Annotated in this window: 17 protein-coding genes; 13 read left to right on the top strand and 4 right to left on the bottom strand. The window is 38.8% G+C overall.

The features are described from left to right. Positions 1–17 precede the first annotated feature (17 nt). The 5 genes from ABIB30_RS09820 (at position 18) to tssD (ABIB30_RS09800) (ending at position 2,658) form a co-directional block, all read left to right on the top strand. On the top strand, positions 18–587 hold the full coding sequence (locus tag ABIB30_RS09820; protein WP_354301514.1) for an NAD(P)H-dependent oxidoreductase: 570 nt from the start codon (positions 18–20) through the stop codon (positions 585–587). A 123-nt stretch (positions 588–710) separates the two neighbouring features. Further along, entirely contained in the window at positions 711–1,106 is a 396-nt protein-coding gene (gene tssD, locus ABIB30_RS09815; protein WP_183868191.1) for a type VI secretion system tube protein TssD, read from the top strand. Positions 1,107–1,142: 36 nt separating this feature from the next. After that, positions 1,143–1,538: a type VI secretion system tube protein TssD gene (gene tssD, locus ABIB30_RS09810; RefSeq protein ID WP_084359035.1), complete on the top strand. Its 396-nt coding sequence runs from the start codon at positions 1,143–1,145 to the stop codon at positions 1,536–1,538. 211 nt (positions 1,539–1,749) lie between these two features. Further along, on the top strand, positions 1,750–2,145 hold the full coding sequence (gene tssD, locus ABIB30_RS09805; protein ID WP_354301512.1) for a type VI secretion system tube protein TssD: 396 nt from the start codon (positions 1,750–1,752) through the stop codon (positions 2,143–2,145). 117 nt (positions 2,146–2,262) lie between these two features. Next, positions 2,263–2,658 (top strand): type VI secretion system tube protein TssD, encoded by a 396-nt coding sequence (gene tssD, locus ABIB30_RS09800; RefSeq protein WP_068395965.1) that lies wholly within the window; start codon positions 2,263–2,265, stop codon positions 2,656–2,658. A gap of 55 nt (positions 2,659–2,713) precedes the next feature. Here the strand turns inward: tssD (ABIB30_RS09800) and ABIB30_RS09795 are convergent, their stop codons facing one another. Both ABIB30_RS09795 and ABIB30_RS09790 read right to left on the bottom strand, forming a co-directional pair. Further along, entirely contained in the window at positions 2,714–4,531 is a 1,818-nt protein-coding gene (locus tag ABIB30_RS09795) for a DUF8459 domain-containing protein (RefSeq protein WP_354301509.1), read from the bottom strand. Between the two features lie 36 nt (positions 4,532–4,567). Beyond that, positions 4,568–5,860, bottom strand: coding sequence for an NRAMP family divalent metal transporter (locus ABIB30_RS09790; RefSeq protein WP_354301507.1), 1,293 nt, complete (start codon positions 5,858–5,860; stop codon positions 4,568–4,570). Between the two features lie 122 nt (positions 5,861–5,982). Between ABIB30_RS09790 and ABIB30_RS09785 the strand changes: the two genes are divergently transcribed. The 5 genes from ABIB30_RS09785 (at position 5,983) to ABIB30_RS09765 (ending at position 13,490) form a co-directional block, all read left to right on the top strand. Beyond that, positions 5,983–6,288, top strand: a complete 306-nt coding sequence (locus ABIB30_RS09785; protein ID WP_354301506.1) for a DUF6660 family protein — start codon at positions 5,983–5,985, stop codon at positions 6,286–6,288. A 140-nt stretch (positions 6,289–6,428) separates the two neighbouring features. After that, on the top strand, positions 6,429–10,808 hold the full coding sequence (locus ABIB30_RS09780) for a CusA/CzcA family heavy metal efflux RND transporter (protein WP_354301504.1): 4,380 nt from the start codon (positions 6,429–6,431) through the stop codon (positions 10,806–10,808). 19 nt (positions 10,809–10,827) lie between these two features. Further along, complete coding sequence (locus ABIB30_RS09775) at positions 10,828–12,027, top strand: efflux RND transporter periplasmic adaptor subunit (protein WP_354301502.1); 1,200 nt, start codon at positions 10,828–10,830, stop codon at positions 12,025–12,027. A gap of 33 nt (positions 12,028–12,060) precedes the next feature. Then, positions 12,061–12,951 (top strand): cation diffusion facilitator family transporter, encoded by an 891-nt coding sequence (locus ABIB30_RS09770; protein ID WP_354301500.1) that lies wholly within the window; start codon positions 12,061–12,063, stop codon positions 12,949–12,951. Positions 12,952–13,094: 143 nt separating this feature from the next. Continuing rightward, the gene (locus ABIB30_RS09765) at positions 13,095–13,490 is read left to right on the top strand and encodes a c-type cytochrome (RefSeq protein ID WP_354301498.1); all 396 of its coding nucleotides are present in this window, start codon (positions 13,095–13,097) and stop codon (positions 13,488–13,490) included. Between the two features lie 21 nt (positions 13,491–13,511). On the opposite strand, the gene ABIB30_RS09760 is transcribed toward ABIB30_RS09765, so the two are convergent. Continuing rightward, the gene (locus ABIB30_RS09760) at positions 13,512–15,026 is read right to left on the bottom strand and encodes a sulfatase family protein (protein ID WP_354301495.1); all 1,515 of its coding nucleotides are present in this window, start codon (positions 15,024–15,026) and stop codon (positions 13,512–13,514) included. A gap of 469 nt (positions 15,027–15,495) precedes the next feature. Between ABIB30_RS09760 and ABIB30_RS09755 the strand changes: the two genes are divergently transcribed. Next, positions 15,496–16,443, top strand: a complete 948-nt coding sequence (locus ABIB30_RS09755) for a LuxR C-terminal-related transcriptional regulator (protein ID WP_354301493.1) — start codon at positions 15,496–15,498, stop codon at positions 16,441–16,443. A 35-nt stretch (positions 16,444–16,478) separates the two neighbouring features. Here the strand turns inward: ABIB30_RS09755 and ABIB30_RS09750 are convergent, their stop codons facing one another. Next, a complete protein-coding gene (locus ABIB30_RS09750) occupies positions 16,479–16,814 on the bottom strand; it encodes a YnfA family protein (protein ID WP_354301492.1) in 336 nt (111 codons plus the stop codon). Between the two features lie 93 nt (positions 16,815–16,907). Between ABIB30_RS09750 and ABIB30_RS09745 the strand changes: the two genes are divergently transcribed. Further along, entirely contained in the window at positions 16,908–17,222 is a 315-nt protein-coding gene (locus ABIB30_RS09745) for a DUF6660 family protein (RefSeq protein WP_354301490.1), read from the top strand. 61 nt (positions 17,223–17,283) lie between these two features. Then, positions 17,284–19,464 (top strand): TonB-dependent receptor, encoded by a 2,181-nt coding sequence (locus ABIB30_RS09740; protein ID WP_354301488.1) that lies wholly within the window; start codon positions 17,284–17,286, stop codon positions 19,462–19,464. Positions 19,465–19,491 lie beyond the last annotated feature (27 nt).

Raw genomic sequence — 19,491 nt, 5'->3', positions numbered from 1 at the left:
CATAGGCCCGCAAATAAATGAAACAACTATTGATCATAAATGGTGATCCTGAAAAAACTGCTGCTACAAGTTATTTGATCCAGGCATATGTTAAGGGCGCTAAAGAAGCTGGTGCACATATTAAAGAGATTGCAATTGTTGACCTGATCTTTAATTCCAATAAACAATTTAATAACCGGGTAACTGAACTGGAGCCCGATTTGAAACGTGCGCTGGACCTGATTTTATGGGCAAATCATGTGGTTTTGTTCTGTCCTGTGTATTTATCATCTATTCCCACCCGTATTACAGGGTTTTTTGACCGGTTGTTTTTGCCTGACCAGGTTTTTCATCCTGCTCAGCAGAAAGTCAACAATAATTTTAGCGGCAAGTCTGCAAGAATAGTTTCTATTCTTGACCAGGAAACCTTTGAGTACTGGAAACAAGACAAGAAAATTACTTACTTGTCTATTAAAAGAAACGTTTTCGAAAATTGCCGGTTTCATCCGGTCTTAACCAACACAATCGGGCAGTTGTATTCTTTGGATAATGACTACAGTAAGAAGTGGTTAAGGAAGCTTGAGGCCTTCGGATCGAAGATTATTTAGTCTTAAAGCGCTTTTTGAAGTTTTATTTAAAATTATTTATTATCTTGTTGGTAATAAGGTGATTTGGCAAACTATTTGCTATTGTCTTAGTAATTATAAATAATAACCCTAAAACAAAAAGTTATGGCTTTCAAAGCAAGATTAAACTTTTCGGGCAAGGAGTACGATGTACTTCATTGTGCCTATTCTCTAAACCGTGATGTGGATGCAAAAGGAAGACCTTCTTCCGGAGTGTATGGTGGAACAATCGATATTGAACTCGAATCTACCGAAGATACTTCAGTTGTTGAAGCAATGGTAAACAATCAGTACAAACCTTTAACCGGCACTTTGCTCATCAAAAAATCTGATGAGGATGCAAAGATGAAGGAGGTTCATTTTGAAGATGGATACATTGTTAAGTATTCAGAAGGAATCAACATCACTGGAGATAATCCAATGACCTTGAAATTCCAGATCTCTGCCCGTAAATTAAAACTGGGTAATGCAGAGCACACTAATGACTGGCCTAAGGCTTAATTGTAATTGACCGTTTAACATTTAAAAAAAATTATCATGGCGTTTAAAACCAGATTGAACTTAGGTTCTAAAGAGTACGATGTGTTGCAGTGCAGCTATTCATTAAACAGAGATGTAGATGCAAAAGGCCGTCCATCATCAGGAGTTTATGGTGGAACTATCCATCTTGAAGTAGAGTCAACTGAAGATACTTCGGTGATCGAATCAATGGTGAACAACCAGTACAAGCCTCTTTCAGGAACCATCGTGTTCAAAAAAGGCGAAGAAGATGCAAAGATGAAAGAACTGTCATTCGAAGATGGTTATATCATTCAGTACAATGAGGGAATTGCCGTTAACGACAATACACCAATGACTTTAGGTTTTGTAATTTCAGCACGTAAGTTGAAAATCGGTAACGCCGAGCATACAAACGACTGGCCTAAAGCTTAATTAAAATATAATTGAGGGAAAGTCTGCCGCAGCTTAGGTTGCTGGCAGACTTTTTTTTTGTCCCAATCTGTGAACGTATTTTTTTGATTAATCAATAATTAACTGGTGGAATGCGTTCTGGTGGTGCTTATGGGGCTTTTCGCAATAACGGCAAACTTTTTGTTAGGTTTTGTATAGTAAATACTAAAAATTTCACCCAAAAATTAAAGTTATGGCTTTCAAAGCAAGATTAACCTTTTCGGGCAAGGAGTACGATGTACTTCATTGTGCTTATTCCCTAAACCGTGATGTAGATGCAAAAGGAAGACCTTCTTCTGGTGTATACGGTGGTACGATCGATGTAGAAATCGAATCAACTGAAGATACCTCTATTGTAGAAGCAATGGTCAACAATCAGTATAAACCGCTGGCCGGGGTATTACTGATCAAAAAAGCTGATGAGGATGCAAAAATGAAGGAGGTTCATTTTGAAGATGGATACATTGTGAAGTATGCGGAAGGAATCAGAATTACCGGAGATAGTCCGATGACAATGAAATTCCAGATTTCTGCCCGTAAATTAAAGCTAGGCAACGCAGAGCATACAAATGACTGGCCTAAAGCTTAATTAACCTTTAAAATTCTGAGCTCATTTTGTATATACTATCCTAATTGCGATATTTATACAGATTTCTCAATTTTATTGCGTTAATCAATTAACAAATTTTTACAATAAAATATTATCATGGCTTTTAAAACCAGATTAACTCTTGGATCAAAAGAGTTCGATGTGCTGCAATGCAGTTTTTCATTAAATAGAGATGTAGACGCTAAGGGCCGTCCTTCGTCAGGTGTGTATGGGGGGACTATTCATGTTGAAATCGAATCAACAGAGGATACATCGATCATTGAATCAATGGTGAATAACCAATATAAAGCTTTGTCTGGAACTATCGTTTTTAAAAAGGGCGAAGAGGATGCAAAGATGAAAGAATTATCATTTGAAGATGGTTATATCATTCAATATAATGAAGGAATAGCTGTCAATGATAAAACACCTATGACTTTAAGTTTTGTATTGTCTGCACGCAAGTTAAAGCTTGGAAATGCAGAACATACGAACGACTGGCCAAAGGCTTAAGTTTTTCTTGAAGGCCATCTGACATGAGTAGGATGGCCTTAATTATAAAATCGATTTATTGATCCCCCCGCTGAGCTGAAGGTGGCATAGCTGCAGGACTCCCGTCTCTCATGGCCTGGTAATGCGGTGACATGATCTCTACGCCAGCAGCATTAAATTCATTCTGAATATTTTCAAACAGTTTACTGTAAATGGTCGCTTGCTTGTTTGCTTCTCTGGTATAGGCATTGATCTGATAGGATATATAAAAGTCATCAAGGCTGGTTTGGAGTACAAAAGGTTTTGGATCTTCCAGTATATATTCAGTTTGCAATGCGGCTCTGGTTAACATCTCATAAATATCATGGTAAGGAATGTCATAACCCAATGTTAGTGTCTGGTGTACAATCAATCCCTGACTTTCTTTTTTCGTATGGCTAGAATAGTTGATGGTACTGCTGGAAAGGACCATGGAGTTGGGGACGGTAATATCTTCATTTTTAATAGTCTTGATCCGGGTTACCAACATTGTTTTTTCCAGTACGTCTCCTACAACATCTCCGATTTTAACACGGTCACCAATTCTGAAAGGGCGCATGTAAGTGATCACCAGCCCTGCTACAATATTGGTAATTGCACTGGAAGAACCCAGTGAAATCAGAATGCCCAAAAATACGGATACGCCCTGGAATGCTGGAGACCCTGAACCAGGTAAGTAAGGGAAAATAAGGATGAGCATAAATGCGTAAAGCACAAATTTCAGGATATTGAAGGTCGGTATTGCCCAGTCTGAATGGAAACCACGAACCTGAATTTCACCGAGTTTTATTTCATAAAAGAAGTACTTGATTCCGCGGATCACGTATTTGAAAATCAAACAGATCACAATAACGGTAAATAGGTTGGGAAGATAATGTGCTACTGCATTTAATGCGGCCTTCATTGGACTTAAAATCCAGCCAAGCAAGGTGCCTGTCCAGGCTTCAGTTTCGGGAAAGATACTGAACAACAAAGGCAGAGAAAGGTAAATGATCAGAATAATAACGACGATACGAAGAATGTTGTTTATTTTCAGCAGGGCATTTTCGAAATGTTCGGGCGTGAAGATTTTGATATTCCTGATCTTTAAAATACGGAGATAATTCTCTTTTTTAGAAGAAAGAAATGTAGCTGTGCGTTTAAACAGGAAATTAATCACTGATATGATGACTGTTAACAGGACAATAATCAGCAGGACAAGTCCGATTCTTTTCAGCCAGTTAACCAGGCTGTTTGCTTTTCTTTCGGCTTCAATACTTTGCTTGATCCGCTGCAGATATTCTTTTGCTAATTGTGCATTGGTTTTAGCAAACCATAAACCATCAAGATTTCCAACTGACATCAGGATATCATTGTTTTTATAAGCTAAATCATAACTGTCTTCATTCGGGCTGATGGCGAGTGAATCTGCTTTGTAAAATGGGTCTTCATAGAGCTTTTCTACTTTTTTTGAAATTGCATCAGCTCGTTCCTGTGCGTTAAAAGATCCTGTTCTGACATAAATATAGAATAACGTATCTGTATTCAGGATCACCGGATATCCTTTTGCATTCTTCTTCAGGACTTGTATTTTCTCCAGCTGATGGATTTTCCTCAGGGAATCACTGACTGCAATCTGCCTGAGTTTATTTTCAAGTTCTAAGGTCTTTTTACTGTTACCAGCTACAGATTGAAGTTCATTCTTTAATTGAATTTTGACAAGGGAGTCAATCTTTTGTTGTTGCTGATCCTTAAGTAATAAAGCTTCATTAATATTCTGCTGATCTTTTTTTACAGTATCCTGGGTATCTTGTGCCTGAGCAGTGTATGCGCATAGAATTGCAATACTAAAAAGAAAGGCTTTAATTCGGTTCATATAGAGTTTAGCACTAAGTCAACAGGATAAATATACTTAAATAGTATAAAACATAGCAACTGCGGCTGCTCCCATGGCAATAAAGGTAATCCATACTAAAATATTAGATAACAGGCCGCTTTTGTAATCACCCATAATTTCTTTACTCATAGCTATTCTGCCAATCAGAAATAACAAAGGTACAGCTGCTACACCATTTAATACAGCTGCATAAACTAATGCTTTAACCGGATCGATACCTACAAAATTGATGGCCAAACCTATTAGGGTAGAAATTATAATTACCCCATAAAAACCATGTGCACCTTTTAGTTTGAGATTTAAACTAGCTTTCCAATCAAAAGCATCAGCTACTGCATAAGCCGCTGATCCGGAAAGAACGGGAACAGCAAGCAGGCCTAAACCAATAATACCGACCGAAAAAATCAGCTTGGCCAGAAATCCGGAATTTGGAAATGAATGGACTAAAGGTTCTAAAGCCCTGGCGGCATCTGCTGCGGTATTAATATCCTTAACACCACTTCCGTGCAGTACGGTCGCACCTACTAATAAAATACACCAGGTTGTAAATTCAGAGATGATCATACCTGTCAGGTTATCAATACGCATGTTTCTAATCCGTTGCCAGCTAATGAGCCTGCCGTTTTTGATAGGATGTCTGCCAGTTTCTTCTTCTACTTCTTGGGAGGCTTGCCAAAAGAACATATAAGGTGAAATGGTTGTGCCAAGAACACCTGTAATAATAAATACAAAAGCGAAGTTAAGTTCAAAGTGGGGGATAATAGTCGCCCTTAAAACCGTTGGCCACGGCTGATCGATGATAAATGCTGTAATAGGGTAAGCAAGCAGGGAGATTGCAAGCCATTTAAGTATTTTGGAATAGGCTTTATAATTGGTGAAAATCTCCAGTACCAGAATAATAATGGTAAAAAGTAAGGTGAGTACAACAAAGTGTACGGGTATTAATAATTGTGCTGCGGAGGCCATTGCACCAATATCTGCACCTATATTTATCGTATTGGCCACTACAACCAGGCTTACGACTGCATAAAGTACCGGACGGCTGTAATGTTCTTTGACTACGGCCGCAATACCTTTTCCTTTGACCATTCCTATTCTGGCGCAGGCTTCTTGTACAGCAATCATAAAGGGAAGCATATAAAGTGCTGTCCATAATTGTCCGTAACCAAATTGTGCACCCGTTTGAGAATAGGTCGCAATTCCTGAGGGGTCATCGTCTGCCGCGCCAGTGGTTAAACCGGGGCCTAATACCGTTAAGAACTTCCAGAATTTCTTTTTACGTGGTTTTGGTGTTTCAGAAGTCAGCATATAGTGCTATGTATTTTATAAATATACTTATTTAATCGGGTTGTACGGGCTGCAATAGGATTGCATAGTTTGATTAAATTAGTTGATTAGCTGATTTCTTTATTACCTTCGTCTTAAGTTATATGAGATTATTATCATTCATAGGGATTGTATTAGTGCTGGCTCTTAATTTAGTGCCATGCGGAGATGCTGTAGCCGGTTTGAATGGTAGTGTCAATATTGAAAAAGCACATCATTCAGAAAGAAATAATGATAACTGCAGTCCTTTCTGTAACTGTGCCTGCTGTTCTACGGCGTCTGTAATTAAAGATGTTCTAGTAATTTCTACTCCGTTTGCTGACCATTTACCTGGGTTTGCTGCTCATTTAACCGGAAAGTTTATTGCTGTCGATCTTCCGATCTGGCAACCCCCACAATTGATTTCTTAACCATCTTCATTTTTCTATACGTGCTTTGTGCATGCTATAGGTCATTATTATTATTATTTAATAATTCCATCAATGCTTTTATCAAAGGATAGGTTGTTCCGTTCGGGAATTATTCTTTGATATCTCATTATAAATAAGATATGCTAAGTAAGATCATAAAATTTTCTATTCACAATAAGTTGGTGATTGGTCTGTTTACCCTGGCGCTGATTGCGTGGGGGGTATATTCACTGAAACAATTGCCTATTGACGCCGTGCCGGATATTACAAATAATCAGGTACAGGTGATCACTTTAAGTCCTTCTCTTGCTTCTGAAGAAGTAGAACGGCTAATCACTTTTCCAGTCGAACAAACAATGTCTACCATTCCTGAAATCGAACAGGTGCGTTCTATTTCCCGCTTTGGCTTGTCTGTAGTGACCATTGTTTTTCATGATGATGTAGATATCTACTGGGCAAGACAACAAGTCAACGAAAAGCTTTCCGAAGCGAAGAATAATATTCCTCAGGGAATCGGGAATCCGGAAATTTCGCCTATTTCTACTGGTTTAGGAGAGATTTATCAATATGTAATTCATGCAAAGCCTGGTTTTGAAAAGACTTATGATGCCAGGGAATTACGAAGTATTCAGGATTGGATTGTCAGGCGCCAGCTTTTAGGAACACCGGGAATTGCCGAAGTAAACAGTTTTGGTGGGTTACTTAAGCAATATGAGATCGCTCTGGATCCAAATAAACTGAATAGTTATAATTTAAGTATCAGTGATGTATTTAAAGCACTGGAAAGAAATAATCAAAATACAGGGGGAGCGTATATTGATAAAAAGCCCAATGCCTATTTTATCCGGAGTGAGGGATTAGTTGGGAATATTGAAGATATTAATAAGATTGTAGTAAGGAATACCAGTACGGGCCTTCCTGTTTTAATCCGCGATATCGCAAATGTACAGCTTGGCAATGCGATACGTTATGGTGCTTTAACCAGGACGACGGCAAAAAGCCATGGTGAGGCTGTTGGCGGAATCGTAATGATGCTGAAAGGCTCTAATGCCAATAATGTAGTAAAACAGGTCAAAGAAAAGATTGCAAGGATTAATAAAACTCTTCCAAATGGGATTGTTGTGGAAGCGTTTTTAGACAGAAGTGCTTTGGTAGACCGGGCAATTGGTACAGTTGCGAAGAATCTGATTGAGGGAGCGTTAATCGTCATCTTTGTACTCGTGTTATTCCTGGGGAATTTCAGAGCGGGTATTGTTGTAGCATCCGTAATTCCATTGGCCATGCTTTTTGCTATTTCCCTGATGAATGTATTCGGGGTTTCTGGTAATCTGATGAGTTTGGGAGCTATTGACTTTGGTTTGATTGTGGATGGGGCTGTGATTATTGTAGAGGCCACAATGCACCTTTTAGGGGCGAGTAAGCTGACCCGAAAAATGACGCAGGACGAAATGGATCAGCAAGTAGAGCAGTCCGCTACCCGGATGATGAGTGCAGCTGCTTTTGGACAGATTATTATTCTGATTGTATACCTGCCGATTCTTGCGCTTGTAGGGATTGAGGGTAAAATGTTTGGCCCAATGGCTCAGACCGTTTCCTTTGCTATTCTGGGCGCATTTTTATTGTCATTGACTTATGTACCAATGATGTCATCCTTGCTGCTGAGTAAAAAGCCAGTCGTTAAAAAGAATTTTTCTGACCGGATGATGGACTTCTTTCAGAAGTATTATACGCCGTTAATTACGGGTGCTTTGCGTAAACGTGTAACAGTCGTTGTTTTATCAGTTGTTTTACTGGTAATCAGTATTTTCTTATTTACCAGGATGGGAGGGGAGTTTATTCCTACTTTGGAAGAAGGTGACTTTGCTGTAGAAACACGCTTATTGACAGGAAGTTCATTGAGCCAGACGATTGATAAGGTTAATCAGGCTTCCAAAATCTTGTTAAATGAGTTTCCTGAGGTGATAGAAGTGGTTGGTAAAGTCGGTTCGGCTGAAATTCCTACGGATCCTATGCCAATGGAAGCTACTGATTTAACGATTATACTGAAGGATAAAAAGGATTGGGTCACTACAAAATCCAGAGAGGAATTAGCTGATAAAATGGCCGCATCGCTCGATAAAGTAACCGGGGTTACTTTCGGTTTCTCACAACCCATTCAGTTAAGATCTAATGAGCTGATTTCTGGTGTGAGGCAGGATATCGGGATTAAAATATTTGGGGATGATCTGGAAACATTGACGGATATCTCTCAAAAAATAGGGAAAATTGTGAACACTGTTAAAGGGGCAAAAGATTTGTACCTGGAACAGGCTACGGGCCTTCCGCAGATTGTGGTGAAAATTAACAGGGATCAGCTGGCACGTTACGGAATAGATATTGAAACTGTTAACCAAGCTATTAATTCGTCTTTTGCGGGACAGTCGGCAGGATTGGTTTATGAGGGGGAAAGAAGATATGACATGGTGGTACGCTTATCTGAGCAAAACAGGCAGGGGATAGACGATGTGAAGAACATCTATATTTCAGCACCTAACGGAACTAAGGTTCCTTTGATTCAGCTGGCTTCAGTTGAGTTTAAGATTGGGCCAAATCAGATTCAGCGGGAGGATACGAAACGCAGAATCATTGTTGGGTTAAATGTTCGTGGTCAGGACATTGCTACAGTTGTTGAGGAGATTGAGCAGAAGATTGGTGAAAAAATAAAATTACCTCCGGGATATTATATCACTTATGGTGGTCAATTTGAGAACCTTAAGGCAGCGAAACAACGGTTATCAATTGCTGTTCCTGTAGCATTGTCGCTTATTTTATTATTGTTGTACTTCTCTTTTGGATCAGTGAAACAATCAGTCTTGATTTTTTCTGCTATTCCTATGGCTGCTATAGGTGGGATATTCGCGCTGTTATTGCGGGGCATGCCATTCAGTATCTCTGCCGGGGTAGGCTTTATTGCTTTATTTGGTGTGGCTGTGTTAAATGGGATTGTATTGATCACTGAGTTTAACAGGTTGAAAGCTAGTGGGATCAGCGATCTCAGGGAGATTGTGTTGAAGGGTACGGCACTGAGATTAAGGCCTGTTTTGATGACCGCAACGGTTGCCTCACTGGGTTTTCTTCCAATGGCACTTTCTACTGCTGCAGGTGCCGAAGTACAAAAGCCACTGGCAACTGTCGTGATCGGAGGCTTATTAACGTCTACTATTTTAACTTTACTCGTTTTACCCGTGTTATATACATATTTCGAAAACTTCAAAAAGAGCAAAAAGGAAATTACTGCTGCAACGGTTGTTTTGTTGATGGGTTTATTTTTCATTCCGTCGAAAACGGTGGCACAAAGCCCGGTAAACAGCAGGGTTGTTACTGTGCAGCAGGCTGTAGAAATTGCATTGACTAATAATCAAGCGGTTAAGTCTTCTCAATTGCAAATCAGCAAACAGCAGGCAATTCAAGGTACCGCATTTGATTTAGGGAAGACCAATCTGAATTTGCAGTACGGACAGTTCAATAGTATCAAAAGAGACAATAACATATCAGTACAGCAGAATATCCCATTTCCGGGATTGATTAAAAACCAGCGTAATTTATATGATGCGCAGGTCCGCAGCAGCGAGCTGAATCTTTCGGTGACACAAAACGAACTGATCCGCCAGGTAAAGAGTACTTATGCGCAATTGAGTTATTTTAAAGCACTTCAAAAGTTATATAAGAGCCAGGATTCTATCTTCAGTAATTTTCTGAAAGCATCTTCTCTGCGCTATCAGACCGGAGAAACAAATATGCTGGAACGTACCACGGCCGAAACTCAATTAAATGAAGTGCGTAATCAGTCGGAAAAGAATATGGCCGATATATCAATTTATAGTGCTGAATTACAACGGCTGCTGAATACAAAGGAGGTGATAGAAGTAAGTGGTGATTATTTAAAGAAAGAGAGTTGGAATTTGATTGTTCCTGATAGTCTGGCTAATACTTCTTTGTTGGCTTTACAACAGCAACAGGTAGAAATTGCGGATAAATCTTTAAGGGTAGAGCGTGCGAAGGCAGGCCCTGATTTTACAGTAGGTTATTTTAATCAGTCGATTATTGGCAGTCAAACAGTAAATGGGCAAGATCAGCTTTTTAGTGCTGGTAAGCGTTTTCAAGGGGTACAGGCAGGTATTTCCATCCCGATATTTTATAAGCCATTTGCAGGGAGGATTAAAGCTGCCAAAATAGAGAAACAGATAGCCCAGACTGAGTTTAGCTTATTTCAAACCAATCTGCAAACTCAATATAAACAGGCCGAACAGGATTTGCTGAAAAATTCACACAGTGTTGATTATTATGAGAAAAATGCCTTGCCAAATGTCAATCTGATTCTGAAGCAATCACAAATTGCTTTTCAAAGTGGTGATATTGGCTATCTCGAATTTTCACAGGCTTTACGGACTTATTCTGATATCCGGTTTAGCTATTTGCAAGCAGTTAACCAATACAATCAATCGGTTTATACACTTCAGTATCTGATTGACCTCAAATAATTTAAAAAACGATATACGAATGAAAACAAGAATTGAATTCAAACAGGCTATTTATATACTTTCTTTGGCTACGGTTGTCCTTGCTTCCTGCGGGAATAAAAAAGTGGCAGAAGATAGTATGGCCGCTGCAACTGAAGCTCCGGCTAAAGAAGAAGCAAATACAGTGGAATTGAGTGCTGCGCAATACAGAACCAGTGGTGTTACCTTGGGGAAGGTGGAGAAAAAATCAATCAGCGGAGTCTTGAAGGTGAATGGGACGATAGATGTCCCACCTGAAAATCTGATTAGTATCACTACACAAATGGGTGGGATTGTGAAATCTACTCCTTTGTTGCAAGGTTCAACAGTAAGTAAGGGACAGGTTATTGCTGTGCTTCAGAATCAGGAGTATGTTCAGTTACAGCAGGATTATCTGGAAAATAAAAGTCAGCTTGAATTGGCCGATTCTGAATATAAAAGACAGCAGGAGTTGGCAAGGCAAAATATAAATGCGCAAAAGGTGCTGCAGCAAGCCAGATCTCAGTATCAAACGATGTTATCCAGAGAAAGTGCTTTAAGGCAACGGTTAATGCTGATCAATATCAATTCAGCTACTTTAACACCTGCTAATATCCGAAGCACAATTAATATTTATGCACCTATAAATGGCTATGTGACCAAGGTAAATGTAAACTCAGGCAAGTTTGTGAGTCCGAATGATGTGATGTTTGAAATTGTAAACAGTGCAAATTTACATGTGGAACTGAAGGTATTCCAAAAAGACGTAGATTTAATTAAGAAAGGACAGAAAGTGCGTTTTTCATTACAAAATGAGGCTGAAGAGCGCGTAGCCACAGTGACGTTGGTGGGTCGGGAAATTAATGATGATAAGACAGTTACCGTTCACTGTATAGCGAATACGCAAAGCAGGAACTTGATACCAGGAGCTTATTTAAATGCATTGATTGAAACCGGAACTGAAGAGGTGAATGCTTTACCAGAGTCTGCTATAGCTGATTTTGCAGGAAAGAAGTACATCTTTATCGAGACCGGTCAGCGTAAAGGAGAAAATGCTGAGATTAACTACCATTTTCGGCTTTTGGAGGTCACTGTTGGATCGGCAGATGCCGGGTATGTTGAAGTTGAACTTCCTGAAAGCTTCGATCTGACCAGTGCTAAAGTGGTGACTAAAGGAGCATATGATTTGATATCAAAGATGAAAAATAGTGAAGAAGAGTAGTTATAAAGTGAATTGTATATCTAAATAAGGAGTATGGAACGTGAAGGAACTATTTCGCAGGCCAGTAAAAATAAGGGCCGTTTAAAAATTGTACTGGGCTTTACACTTTTATATCTTATTGTAGAAGTTATTGGTGGCATTATGACCAAAAGTCTGGCTTTGCTTGCTGATGCCGGGCATATGCTGACTGATGTAGGTGGTTTGGCATTAGCGCTGATTGCGATAAATTATGCAGAACGTAAAGCGACAGCTGAACGTACCTATGGGTATTACAGAGCTGAAATATTAGCCGCATTGGCAAATGCGGTCGTTTTAATCGGTATATCAATTTATATACTTTATGAAGCTTATCTGCGTTTTCTTGATCCTCCAAAAGTAGAGAGTAAAGAGATGATTGCTGTGGCTGTGGTAGGTTTAGTAGTTAACGTAGCAGGGATGTTGATCTTAAGAAAAAGTTCTGGTGAAAGTTTGAATATGAAAGGTGCTTATTTTGAAGTACTTTCTGATATGCTGACTTCTATTGGAGTGATTGCTGCAGGGATCATTATGTTGACTACAGGTTGGTATTATGCTGATCCATTGTTGTCTGCTGGTATTGGTCTTTTTATTTTACCAAGAACCTGGATTTTGCTTAGAGAGTCCATAGGTATTTTATTAGAAGGAACACCTAAGGATTTGAATATGGACGAATTGCGAAATTCCATTCTTCGGGTGAAAGGAGTGGAAGAGCTGCACGATTTACATGTATGGGTTTTAACATCCGGTGTAAATGCCATGACTGCTCATGTGGTTTTAAAAGAAGGCGCTGAAAGTAAACAGGTTTTATCAGCGCTTCAGCAGCATATCACTGAGAATTTTAAAATCTCTCATACGACGCTGCAATTGGAAGAGCCCGGTTTTAAAGAAGAGAAGACCCATCTTTAAATTAAGATCTTAAACTGTAAATTCAAGCCTCTTTATTCAGTGCATAAAGAGGCTTGAATCTTTCTAAATAGAGGTAAAGAGTTGGATACATCTAATGTAAAGTCGAAATGTTTTTTATCTTAGGTATAAGTAATTCAAATGCCATGAGATATAAAGCAATCGCTACCCTGTCTGTATTAGTAGGCACTGTTGTTATGTTAAGCGGGTTTATGCCCAAGGAAGAAAAAAAAGCTGCTAATCTTAAAGTTCTTCCTAAGGATATCAGTAATGAAGAGCTGGATAAAGTGATGGATGGATTTAAGGCAGCATTGGGGGTCAAATGTAATTTTTGCCATGCAGCCAGCAAAGACGATCCTAAACATCTGGATTTTGCAAGTGATGCAAAACCGGAAAAGGAAATTGCCAGATCCATGATGAAAATGACCTACCGCATCAATAAGAAGTATTTTCATATGAAAGACGTTTATAATACTAAAGCGGTTCTTGCTGTAAATTGTATTACTTGTCATCGTGGACAGGCGCACCCTGAGGATAAGTAACACCGTTTCAAACTGAACTGATTATAAATGATAACCATGCTCATCTTTTACTTGCTGCAGTTTTTTTGATAACTCTTTAACCTTATCCGGGTATTGGGATGCCAGGTTTTTGCTTTCTTCCAGATCTGATGATAAGTTATACAATTGGGGTTCTTTAGTGTTACCGAGTTCTGTTTTGGTAGAATAATCATAGGCTGCAGCATTGTTTGGCGCTATATACTTCCAGTTGGCTACAATTATTCCGAGTCCATCGGCATCTTCTATCAAATATGGACGGTTGGTGCTGGATTTTCCTAAAAGCTGGTTGATCATATCAAAACTATCATAAGCTTGTATTGTGCCGGTTTTTTGATTCAGCAGACTTGCAAAAGAGCTAACTAAATCTACCTGGCTGATCAGTGCATCACTTTTACCACTTTTTACCACTGAAGGCCAGCTTACGATAAACGGAACACGGGTACCGCCATCAAATGCACTGTATTTGCCCCCTCTTAGCGGGCCTGCAGGTTTATGTGTCCCGATTAATGCTGCTGCTTCATCCTGATATCCGTCGTCAATAACAGGGCCGTTATCGCTGCTCAATACGATCATGGTATTATTGGCGATCCCCAGGCTATCTAATGTTTTCATCAAACGGCCAACACTCCAGTCGAATTCCAGAATAACATCTCCGCGCGGGCCCATTCCGCTTTTACCAGCAAACATTTTATTCGGGGTTCTTGGAACATGGATATTCGGTGAAGCGAAATAGAGGAAAAAGGGCTTGGCTTTATTTGCGGTGATAAAGCTTTCTGCTTTGGCTGTCAGCTTCTCAGTTAATGTATAATCGTCCCAGATTGCAGCTTTTCCTCCGGTCATATAGCCGATACGGCCAATGCCATTAATGAGCGTGTTATCATGTCCATTTGATGATTTCATGGTCAATAATTCAGGGTTTTCTTTTCCAGCAGGCCATTCACCTGTTTTTTTGTAATAATCTACAGTAATCGGATCTTTTGGATCCAGGTTTTCAACACGGTGGTCCGCTACAATCACACATGGAACTCTATCTAATGTTGCGGGTATGATATAAGTTTTATCAAAACCAAGCTCTTGCGGGCCTGGTTTGATGTCACCGTTCCAGTCCGGGCCTCCTTTACCACCCAAACCAAGATGCCATTTGCCAATAGCAGCAGTAGTATAACCGGTTTGTTTAAATATTTTTGCCATCGTGAGCTGCGCAGTATCAATTAATAAAGCTGCATTACCTGGAGCGATACCGGTTCCCTTTTTACGCCAGGCATAAACTCCGGTCAATATAGAAAAGCGGGATGGAGTACAGGTTGCACTGGTGGCGTGGGCATTAGTGAATTTGATTCCCTGTTTAGCCAGTTGATCTATATGAGGTGTTTTGATTCTTTTGGCACCATAACAGCTGACGTCTCCATAGCCAAGATCATCTGCATAAATTACAATTACATTCGGGTGTTTTTGTTGAGCATGCAGCGTAATGAAAGAAGCTAAAGTAATCAGAACACTTAAATAATATGTTTTCATGTGATCAGAGATATGGTATAATGCTCAATTTAATTAATTCAATAAGAAAATATAATTATTAAGCTGTGCAAACGTTTGCGTAATTAACTGTTATTATAATTACGGTTGCTAATCTTTGTGTATATATATTGATAGTAACTAAATAAATAATTATAGCATTGACTTATGTGTTTGGACACGCAATAGCATAATATATGTATATTCGTAAGCAACATTTTTGTAATTCATGGCGTCTTTTGATGTTGATATGGTGAAACCGTTCTAAATTATTAACGTACAAAGGAAAATTAATAAAGTGTTAAAAGCAGGATCAAAAGATAAGACTATAGTCATTGATATACTTACAAAATCTTTTAATGAAAACAGAAGTTTCAATTCTATTAGTAAACAAGATAAATACCGCGTAAACAGAATACATTCTCGTTCTGCTTTTTATTATCTTCTTTTCATTGAGGTAAGCTAAACAGGGATGACATTATTTAATACGAATATGCCCTTGATTATATTTTTTATAATCATTTTAGAAGTCGCCTTATTGTTCCAGCAGTGGATAGGTTATCTGACAAGAAAGCATGAACAGAAACGGCTTTATCATTTATACCTTGTTCTTTTTTTGATACTCTATAATATTTCCGAAGGATTCTTCCCTGATCAAAGACTAACTTTTGTACCTGAAAAATGGCAAAATTTCCTGGGTTATGGCTTCGGTTATGTTTTTTGTTCTTATTGTCCTGTTTATTTTTACAAGACCATGGGGCTAAAGGCTCTGACGTTTCATGGAAGATATGGCTTCCTTTTTGTTATCATCCCATTGATTGTCTTTTATGGGATTTTGTATCCGATAAACAATGATATTTTGTTTACCAGAAAGTATGTCTACATTATTCCTGTACTCTATGCTATAGTCTTGTTTTCTACGGCTATAAAGGGAATATATAAAAAATACAATTTTAATAAAGACAGGATACTGCTAGTGGAAAGGCTATGCATTTTCTTTGCGGTATTTCCGGTTAGTTTAACGCCCATCTTTGGTGCCTGGCTGGGAATTGATAAGTGGATAATTACATTTGGATGCAATATTGGGTTCTTGGTGGTTAATATGATCCTTATGCGGCAGTTCGTAAGACAATCAAAATCTGAGCAGGATAGATTAGCAGAGATGAGGCGTGAAATTGAAAATATTAATGCTGCTGCAAGAAAGGATGTTGTCGCCAGCTTCATTGAGAAATGTATTTTTTATAGTCTGACGGCCAGGGAAATAGAGATTTCTAAATTAATCGCTGAAGGCATAAAGTATAAGGACATTGCCGAAAAGCTATTTATATCTGAAAGAACGGTTGCCAAACATGTTCAGAATATTTTTCTTAAGGCTGGAGTGGAAAATAAAACAATGTTGATTAAAGCATTAAAAGAGTAAATATTTATGATTTTGAGTCATCCTGTTTTCTAATATTAATTGACAGTTCTTGGCATATAGATGATGATACAAGCACCAATGAGTGCAATCGAGGCACCAATAATATCCCATTTGTCTGGTTTAAACCCATCTGCTTTCCATGCCCACAGTAACGCAAGTACAATGAAAACTCCACCATAAGTAGCGTAAACTCTACCAAAACTGGCAGTTTGCCAGGTGGCTATTATGCCATATGCAGCTAATATTAAAGCGCCAACAATACCGTACCAAAAGGGTTTCTCTTCCTTCAGCCATTGCCAGATCAAATAGCCACCACCGATTTCGCAAAGCCCTGCAAGTACAAAAATTGATAACGATTTAAGAATATCCATGGCATAGTATTATTGGTTGTTGATTAAATCAAAATTAAATAATTAAAGCAAGCCACTTGTATTTAAATACAACAAATTCAATACTTTTACAAGGTGAAGTTCCTGACGCTGCTTTTATCCTTAATTGTACTGACACTAACTGTTGTGCCTTGTTGCGCAGTGGAGAAGGAGGACTGTACAGCGCAGATTTCTGTGAAAACAGCACAGCATACTGAGAAAAATGAAGATTGCTGCAAGGATTGTTCTCCATTTTATGTTTGTGGTACTTGCGTTGGATTTACGATAAGCAGTTCTTTAGCACCCACATTTGTTATCTATTTAAGAGCTGTTAAACATGATAGTGTATATGTGACTGTCGAGCTCCCTCAAATTCATGCTGTTATCTGGCAACCGCCTCAATTAAGTTAATACTTTATTGCAGCTATTATAGGGCTGATTTTATTGGAATTACTTAATTATTAAACACATTATGAAAAAATTAGCTGTGCTTATAGCTGTACTGTTTTTTACAGGATCAGCTTATGCTCAATATATATTTAAAGCAATCCTTAAGGACGCGAAAACTAATCAGGTCATCCCTAGGGTTACGGTGAAAATTGAGGGTACAGGTATTAGTCTTTTATCTGGAAATGATGGGATTATCATTTTAACTAATATTCCGCCGGGTAAACAGTTAGTCCAGTTTAGTTATGTCGGTTTTAAAAACAGAACTGATACACTATTATTTCCATTGGTACAAGTTATGCCTATGCAAATTGCATTGGAGTCTGCTGAGAAAGACGAAGAATTAGATGAAGTAGTGGTTTCTGCAACCAGAAGTGGCAGAACTATCGCAAATATTCCTACAAGAATAGAAGTTATTGCAGGAGAGGAGCTGGACGAAAAAGGAAATATGAAACCTGGTGATATTCGTATGCTGCTTGCCGAGAGTACAGGGATTCAGGCACAGCAAACTTCTGCTACAAGTGGGAATGCAAGTATCCGTATCCAGGGGCTTGATGGAAAATATACTCAAATCATCCGGGATGGTTTTCCGCTGTATGCCGGGTTTTCTGGTGGATTAGGGTTGTTGCAAATTGCACCTCTGGATTTACAGCAAGTCGAAGTTATCAAAGGTTCATCTTCTACTTTATATGGCGGTGGAGCTATTGCGGGGCTTGTAAATCTGGTCTCTAAAAAGCCAGCAGATGAACGTCAGCTTAACTTTCTTTTAAATGGTACATCGGCTATGGGACTTGATGCCAGTGGTTTTTATGCGCAAAAGTTCAAAAAAGCAGGTGCGACTATTTATGCCGCTTATAATCATGGGAGCGCTTATGATCCTTCTCATACCGGCTTAACAGCAATACCAAAATTTAACCGCTTTACGTTGAATCCTAAGCTCTTTGTCTATTTAAATGCGGGTACCACAATTGCTGCCGGGCTGAATACTACTGTCGAAAAACGTATTGGTGGCGACCTGGAATATATCAAAGGCAATGGTAATGCTCAGCACAGCTATTTTGAAGAAAATAAGACGCAGCGTTATAGCACTCAGTTTGAATTGGATCATCAATTAAATGATCGGGAAAAATTGGTATTCCGTAATTCTGTGGGTTATTATGACAGAAGTATTGGTTTACCGGATTATCTTTTTTCCGGTGTACAGCTTTCTACCTATAGTGAAGTGAATTATTCCCGTAAAGGAAAAAAGGCAGATTGGGTAGGGGGGATTAATTTCCTCTCGGATCACTTTAAAGAGGATAAAAACACGAGTGCTGCATTGAGAAGTTACCAGTATACCACTATCGGAGGCTTTGTTCAAAATACCTGGAATCTAACAGACAAATTTATAGTGGAATCTGGTATCCGGAGTGATTACCATAATGAATATGGTTTCTTCTTTTTACCAAGGATCTCTGGATTATGGAAGATCAATGAGCACTTGTCAACACGTTTAGGTGGTGGATTAGGTTATAAAGCTCCTACTGTATTCACAGAAGATGCTGAACGTATTCAATTTAGAAATGTGTTGCCAATTGATGTGAATCATACGAAAGCCGAGCGTTCTTACGGGGCCAACTATGATATCAATTACCGGACAATATTATTTGATGGCCAGATAGGGTTTAGTATCAATCAGCTATTTTTTTATACGAGGATTAATAATCCTATTTTGCTTACCCCCAATGCAGGTGGTGATTTAGCTTATATACAGCCAAACGGAAATCTGGATACGAAGGGGATGGAGACCAATGTTAAAATTTCTTATAGCGACTTTAAACTATTTATAGGTTATACACTGGCTGACGTTAACCAGCATACAGGTGATCATACGACAGTCTATCCGCTGGTTTCCAAACATCGTTTAAACAATGTCCTGATGTACGAAGTGGAAGAAAAATGGAAAATTGGAGCAGAAGCTTATTATTTTAGTAAACAAAGGCTAAATGACGGGACAACAGGTAAAAGCTATTGGACAGCCGGGTTGATGGCTGAAAAACTCTGGGAAAGATTTTCCATCTTTATTAATTTTGAAAACCTGACAGATACACGTCAAACTAAGTTTGATACGATTTATACGGGTTCTGTAACTGACCCGGTTTTTAGAGATATTTATGCTCCCGTGGACGGATTAATCATTAATGGAGGAATAAAATTTAAATTATAAAAAATTGATTATCTACCCAACGTTTAA

It is taken from the genome of Pedobacter sp. UYP1 (genome assembly GCF_040547305.1).
Classification (GTDB): Bacteria; Bacteroidota; Bacteroidia; order Sphingobacteriales; family Sphingobacteriaceae; genus Pedobacter.
This window is presented reverse-complemented; position numbering and strand designations above follow the sequence as displayed.

Coding starts and splice junctions, on each gene's coding strand:
- ABIB30_RS09790 (WP_354301507.1), bottom strand. CDS start 5,860: ATGCTGACTTCTGAAACACCAAAACCACGTAAAAAGAAATTCTGGAAG.
- ABIB30_RS09795 (WP_354301509.1), bottom strand. CDS start 4,531: ATGAACCGAATTAAAGCCTTTCTTTTTAGTATTGCAATTCTATGCGCA.
- ABIB30_RS09765 (WP_354301498.1), top strand. CDS start 13,095: ATGAGATATAAAGCAATCGCTACCCTGTCTGTATTAGTAGGCACTGTT.
- tssD (WP_068395965.1), top strand. CDS start 2,263: ATGGCTTTTAAAACCAGATTAACTCTTGGATCAAAAGAGTTCGATGTG.
- tssD (WP_354301512.1), top strand. CDS start 1,750: ATGGCTTTCAAAGCAAGATTAACCTTTTCGGGCAAGGAGTACGATGTA.
- ABIB30_RS09770 (WP_354301500.1), top strand. CDS start 12,061: ATGGAACGTGAAGGAACTATTTCGCAGGCCAGTAAAAATAAGGGCCGT.
- ABIB30_RS09755 (WP_354301493.1), top strand. CDS start 15,496: ATGACATTATTTAATACGAATATGCCCTTGATTATATTTTTTATAATC.
- ABIB30_RS09780 (WP_354301504.1), top strand. CDS start 6,429: ATGCTAAGTAAGATCATAAAATTTTCTATTCACAATAAGTTGGTGATT.
- ABIB30_RS09775 (WP_354301502.1), top strand. CDS start 10,828: ATGAAAACAAGAATTGAATTCAAACAGGCTATTTATATACTTTCTTTG.
- tssD (WP_084359035.1), top strand. CDS start 1,143: ATGGCGTTTAAAACCAGATTGAACTTAGGTTCTAAAGAGTACGATGTG.
- ABIB30_RS09785 (WP_354301506.1), top strand. CDS start 5,983: ATGAGATTATTATCATTCATAGGGATTGTATTAGTGCTGGCTCTTAAT.
- ABIB30_RS09760 (WP_354301495.1), bottom strand. CDS start 15,026: ATGAAAACATATTATTTAAGTGTTCTGATTACTTTAGCTTCTTTCATT.
- ABIB30_RS09820 (WP_354301514.1), top strand. CDS start 18: ATGAAACAACTATTGATCATAAATGGTGATCCTGAAAAAACTGCTGCT.
- ABIB30_RS09740 (WP_354301488.1), top strand. CDS start 17,284: ATGAAAAAATTAGCTGTGCTTATAGCTGTACTGTTTTTTACAGGATCA.
- ABIB30_RS09750 (WP_354301492.1), bottom strand. CDS start 16,814: ATGGATATTCTTAAATCGTTATCAATTTTTGTACTTGCAGGGCTTTGC.
- tssD (WP_183868191.1), top strand. CDS start 711: ATGGCTTTCAAAGCAAGATTAAACTTTTCGGGCAAGGAGTACGATGTA.